General features: G+C 64.1%; 5 protein-coding genes and 1 pseudogene. 1 reads left to right on the forward strand and 5 read right to left on the reverse strand.

Annotated features, from left to right (window positions below; genetic code table 11):
* Positions 1–93 precede the first annotated feature (93 nt).
* A complete protein-coding gene (locus Q427_RS12975; RefSeq protein ID WP_051496349.1) occupies positions 94–513 on the forward strand; it encodes an STAS/SEC14 domain-containing protein in 420 nt (139 codons plus the stop codon).
* An 88-nt stretch (positions 514–601) separates the two neighbouring features.
* Here Q427_RS12975 and phnE (Q427_RS12980) read toward each other — a convergent pair whose 3' ends face one another.
* The 5 genes and pseudogenes from phnE (Q427_RS12980) to Q427_RS13000 form a co-directional block, all read right to left on the reverse strand.
* Positions 602–1,423, reverse strand: a complete 822-nt coding sequence (gene phnE, locus Q427_RS12980) for a phosphonate ABC transporter, permease protein PhnE (protein WP_231613677.1) — start codon at positions 1,421–1,423, stop codon at positions 602–604.
* 66 nt (positions 1,424–1,489) lie between these two features.
* The gene (gene phnE, locus Q427_RS12985) at positions 1,490–2,299 is read right to left on the reverse strand and encodes a phosphonate ABC transporter, permease protein PhnE (protein WP_043514503.1); all 810 of its coding nucleotides are present in this window, start codon (positions 2,297–2,299) and stop codon (positions 1,490–1,492) included.
* A pseudogene (phnC, locus tag Q427_RS12990) lies at positions 2,296–3,152 on the reverse strand (phosphonate ABC transporter ATP-binding protein). Before phnC ends, phnE (Q427_RS12985) begins: the two are co-directional and overlap by 4 nt.
* Before the next feature lie 73 nt (positions 3,153–3,225).
* Entirely contained in the window at positions 3,226–4,164 is a 939-nt protein-coding gene (gene phnD / locus Q427_RS12995; RefSeq protein WP_442905487.1) for a phosphate/phosphite/phosphonate ABC transporter substrate-binding protein, read from the reverse strand.
* Between the two features lie 183 nt (positions 4,165–4,347).
* Positions 4,348–4,890: a phosphatase PAP2 family protein gene (locus Q427_RS13000; RefSeq protein ID WP_043514506.1), complete on the reverse strand. Its 543-nt coding sequence runs from the start codon at positions 4,888–4,890 to the stop codon at positions 4,348–4,350.
* Positions 4,891–5,229 lie beyond the last annotated feature (339 nt).

Consider the following 5,229-nt stretch of genomic DNA (forward strand, 5'->3'; position numbering starts at 1 on the left):
CGCACGTCATGCTTTCCGCCTGGCCGCCCTGGCGCGCTATGCTGAAAGTGGCCGAGACACGTTGTATTGCGCCAGACCTCAAGGAGAATGCCCATGTTGGATCTGATTCCCCACCCGGCAGACCATGTCGTGGCGATGAAGGCAGGGGGTATCGTGACGGGCAGTGAGCTGCAGCACGCCATTGATGCCATCGAGGCCGCCAAGCGGGATCATCCTGTTATCAGCCTGGTGATCGAGGTCGACAACCTGCGGCTGATGACGCCGACTGCCCTGCTCAAGGACATCGGTTATGGCCTGACTCAGCTCGGTGATCTCGATCACTACCACCGGGCCGCCGTGGTCACCGACCAGGCGTGGATCGAGCATATCGTCCACCTGGAGGATCGGCTGTTCAAGGCGGTGGAGATCCGCACTTTCTCTCGCCGCGAACGCACCGCTGCCATGGCCTGGGCCGGCGAACTGCCCAGGGGTGCCCATGAGGATCCCGAAGAGGACGGCTATCACGGGGCCTGATCTTGCCTAGTCATCTCGCGGCACGCTTTCTTCCCGGCTGAGTGAGGGGCAAGGCGCTCGAGCCCCTGGTGGTCAGCGGCGCCACTCCTCAGATAATGGCGTGACGTACCCGGGCGGAGACCCACTCCGAGGCCAGCACGGTGACGAAGATCATCAGGAAGATCACGCTCACCTGATTCCAGGCCAGGCTGTTGATCGCCGAATTGAGCTGCAGGCCGATACCGCCGGCACCCACCAGGCCGAGCACCGTCGACTCGCGAATATTGATGTCCCAGCGGTAGACGCTGATGCCGGCGAAGGCGGGCATCACCTGTGGCAGCACACCATAGCTCATGACCTGCATACGTCCGGCCCCCGTGGCGCTGATCGCCTCGACAGGGGTGGGGTGGATCTCCTCGATGGCTTCATAGAGCAGCTTGCCGATGAAGCCGATCGAGCGCAGTGCGATGGCGATGATGCCGGCCAATACGCCTGGGCCGAGGATGGTCACCAGCAGCATGGCCCAGATCAAGGAGTTGATCGAGCGCGACGAGACGATGACCACCAGGGCAACGCTGCGCACCAGTGGATGCGGGGAGGTATTGCGTGCCGCCAGGAAGGCGACCGGAAAGGCCATGACGATACCCAGCAGGGTACCCAGGGTGGCGATGTTGATCGTATCCCACATCGGCTTCCAGAGCCGGTGGGCATAGCTCCACTGTGGTGGCAGCATGCGGCTGAGCAGGTCGCTGCCCTGGCGGCCGGCATCCTCGACGAACACCCACATGGTGTTGTCGGAGATCATCTTCCAGCACAGCAGGAACAGCGAGATGCCGGCCAGCCAGGTCAGGTAGCCCAGCCACTGGCGCGGGTGGTGCGCAGGCGCCAGATGGGCGTGCCCTGGGGCGTGGTCGAGACAGGCATGATTCATTCCTCTATATAATCCAATGCAATGAGCATTCGAGCAACGCCGCTATTGGTGCGCGTAGTCATTGCACTACTGGGTCCAGCGCCGCACGTGACTGGAGGTGTATTCGCAGAGCAGTACGATGGCGATGATGATCAGCAGGATGGCCGCCGAGGTGTCGTACTCGTAGCGGCTCATCGAGGTGTTGAGCGTGGCACCGATGCCACCGGCACCGACGATGCCGATCACCGCCGACTCGCGGAAATTGATGTCCAGGCGATACATGGAGAGGCCGATCAGGCGCGGCATGACCTGGGGCTGCACGGCGTGGTTCATGGTCTGCCACCAGCTCGCCCCGGTGGCGCGGACGGCTTCCACCTGGCGCCAGTCCAGATCCTCGATGTCCTCGGCCAGCAGCTTGGCCATGAAGCCGATGGTGGCGAAGGCCAGGGTGATCATGCCGGCAAGGGGACCAAAGCCGAACATCACCACGAAGAGGATGGCGATGATCACTTCCTGGAAGGTGCGCGACACGGTGATGATGCCTCGGCACAGCAGGTAGACGGGCCAGGGAGCAATGTTGCGAGCCGCGCCCAGCCCCACGGGAATGGCCAGTGCCACCCCGATCACCGTGGAGGTCAGCGTCATGGTCAGGCTTTCCAGCAGGCCATTCACGATATCGGTACGTCGGTTGACGAAATCCGGCTGAGCGAAGGCGGAGAGGAAGTTGAGCGCGCGGCTGGCGCCCTCCGCGACCCGCGCCCAATTGACGTCCACGGTGGAGAGCGCCAGTACCAGATAGACGACCGTGCCGATGGCGAGCCCCCAGCGCAGCTTCGGGTCAGCGATGAAGGGGAGGCGCCGCCACTGGCCCTGGCTGGCGAGCGCTTGGCGACTCATCGGGCGCCTCCCGTGGCCAGGTCAGGAGCCAGACACGGGGTCAGCGGGGTCTCCTCCGCCGAAGACCGGGAAGGGATAGCGGCAGGGGACTCCTCCTCGGCGGCCTGGGTGTCCCAGTCCTCCTCGCCGTAGATGGTCGTGAGGATCTCGGCAGTCAGTTCGCCGGGTGCGCCATCGAAGACGATTTCACCCGCTCGCAGGCCGACGATACGGTCGGCGAATTGGCGGGCCAGTGCCACATCGTGGATGTTGATGATAGCGGCCAGTTCGCGCTCGGCGCATAGCTCACGGATCAAGCGCATGATCTGGCGCGAGGTCTTGGGGTCGAGGCTCGCGGTGGGCTCGTCGACCAGCAGCAGTTGGGGGCTCTGCAGCAGGCACGGGCGATGCCGACCCGCTGTCGCTGGCCGCCGGAGAGGGCATCGGCACGCTTGTCCAGCGCATGGGCCAACCCGACCCGTTCCAGCAGGCGGAACGCCTCGGCCACGATCTCCTGCGGATAACGACGCAGGAAGCTACGCCAGAAGCCCACGTAGCCGAGCCGCCCGGAGAGCACATTTTCCATGACTGTCAGGCGGTCCACCAAGGCGTACTCCTGGAAGATCATCGCCATGGCGCGACGGGCCCTGCGCAATTGCTGCCCGGATAGCCGGGTCAACTCGGTATCGCCCAGGCGGATACTGCCCTCGCTGGGTTCCACCAAGCGATTGACGCAGCGGATCAGGGTGCTCTTGCCGGCCCCGGAGGGGCCGATCAGAGCCATCACCTGGCCGCGGGGCAAGGTCAGGTCGATATCGACCAGGGCTCGGTCCCCGGTGGGGTAGCGCTTGTAGACGCCGGATAGAGTCAGCATGAGCATTCTCCGTCATCGGTGAACGAAGGCCGGGAAGACGCTTCCCGGCCGGTGCAAATCATGCGTACCTGGCTCAATCGCAGTCGTAGGTGACCCCGTTCGCCTCGGCGATGGTGCGGATGACTTCCCAGTTCTCCCGGTAGGTGATGGGGATGAACTGTGCCTCGCCGGAGTTGGCGAACTCGGCCTCAAGCGCACTGCCTTCCCAGTCGTAGCTGAAGAAGGCGTCCTGCACCTTCTCGGCCAGCTCCGGATGGAGGTTGTAGACGGTGCCGTAGGCCGTGGTGGGGAAGGTATCGGAGGTGTAGATGATCTCGTAGTCACCCTCGTTGACCACGCCGCGGGAGATCATGCGACGGGCGACCGAGTTGGCGATGGCGGCGGCATCGTAATCCTTGTTGACCACACCGAGGACCGAGTTGTCGTGGCTGCCGGAGAAGGCGGCCTCGAAGTGCTCGCCGGCCTCAAGGCCGTATTCGGAGCGCAGCAGCGCCGAAGGGGCGCGATATCCCGAGTTCGAGGTCTCCGAGGTGAACGCCAGGCTGCGCCCGGTCAGGTCCTCGACAGTCTCGATGCCGCTGTCTGGGTAGGTGATGATCTCCATCTCGTAGCCGAAGGAACCATCCTCGGCGGCCATCATGGTGAAGGGAACGAAGCCGGAGCAGTTGACCGCGACCGGCACGCCGCCGGTATTGAAGCCGGCAACATGCAGGCGCCCGGCGCGCATGGCTTCGAGCTGGGCAGAGTTGGACTGCACCGGGAAGAACTGCACCCGCTTGCCGGTTGTCTCGCTCAGGTGGTCGAGGAAGCCGGCCCACACTTCGGCGTAGACCGCCGGGTCTTCCACCGGTGTATAGGCGAAGACCAGGGTGTCGGGATCGACCCACTGGGACTCGTCGGCGGGGGTGTCGGCGACCATGTCGCCATCATTATCAACGAAGCGCGAGGAGAGGTCGGCGCTGGCGTGGAAGGCGGTCAGGGCCAGGGCGCCGGCAAGTGCGGTACCCATCATGGTACGGGGAAGGGTGGCCAGGGGTCGGTTCTTGCGTGCAGTCGTCTGAAGTCGCATCGGTCTCACCTGCTGAACAGAAATGAATGACAGGCGTCATCTTGGCGACCGCTTGTGACGATGGCGGGTCAGTGATGTGTCGAGGGGATGAAGATGAGGTGACGCTTCTTTTTACCGTTTAGCCGTTTAACCGGCCAGGTGAAGACTCGCCAATGCGAATGCCCATCCGATGGCCGCCCCGGCGACGACGTCACTGATGTAATGCAGCCCGAGCCCTACCCGCGACAGGGCGATCAGCAGCGACAGCGGCACCAGGATTGGCAGTAGCCAGGGGGTATGTGCGGCGGCCAGGACGCAGAACATGACCGCGTGCATGGTGTGGCCACTGGGGAAGCTGTAACGGTCGCGTGCCGGCTCGCCGCATTGAATGACATTGACGAAGGTGATGAAGGGCCGCTCGCGGCACAAGCGGGTCTTGATCAGTCGGTAGACGACAAGGGCAACGAGGGCAGTAACGCTGTACTGGAGCAGGCGCCGGTTGCCCAGGCTTTCATCCAAAAGCGGCTGGGCGGCGACCAGGGCGACCCAGACGGGCCAGTCGCCGATCTTGCTGGCAATCCGCAGCGTGGTCAGCCAGGGGCGGTGGATGCTGAGACGCGCAAAGCGCTGGCAGAGCTGCCACTCCAGCAGGTCGAGGCGGTCAAATACGGCAGGGGTGCGTGGGCGCATAGGGTGTCTCCCGGGCCTGTTCGAGGACTGATAGAAAGATGTCTGCGATGACCGGCCAGCGGCAGCCCAGGGCGCGCAGGCGTGCAGCCCGGCCGAGTCGCGCATAGCGGGCCGGCTGCTGGCAGAGTGGCGTTGCTGCTTCGCCTGCTGGAAGTGATCGGCGCGGGACGAACGAGCTGCTGCTCAATCTCGCGAACCGTCAGTTCCCGGCTCAGCTGTAGCAGGGTATGGGCAACGCCATTGATCTCGGGAAACCAGGTTTCGCTGATCAGACAGATACGCATGAGGCCCTCATCGTGCACTGGCCCCGCAGGGCCCTTGGCCTATGAGCATGTCGTC

Source organism: Halomonas sp. BC04, assembly GCF_000568385.1.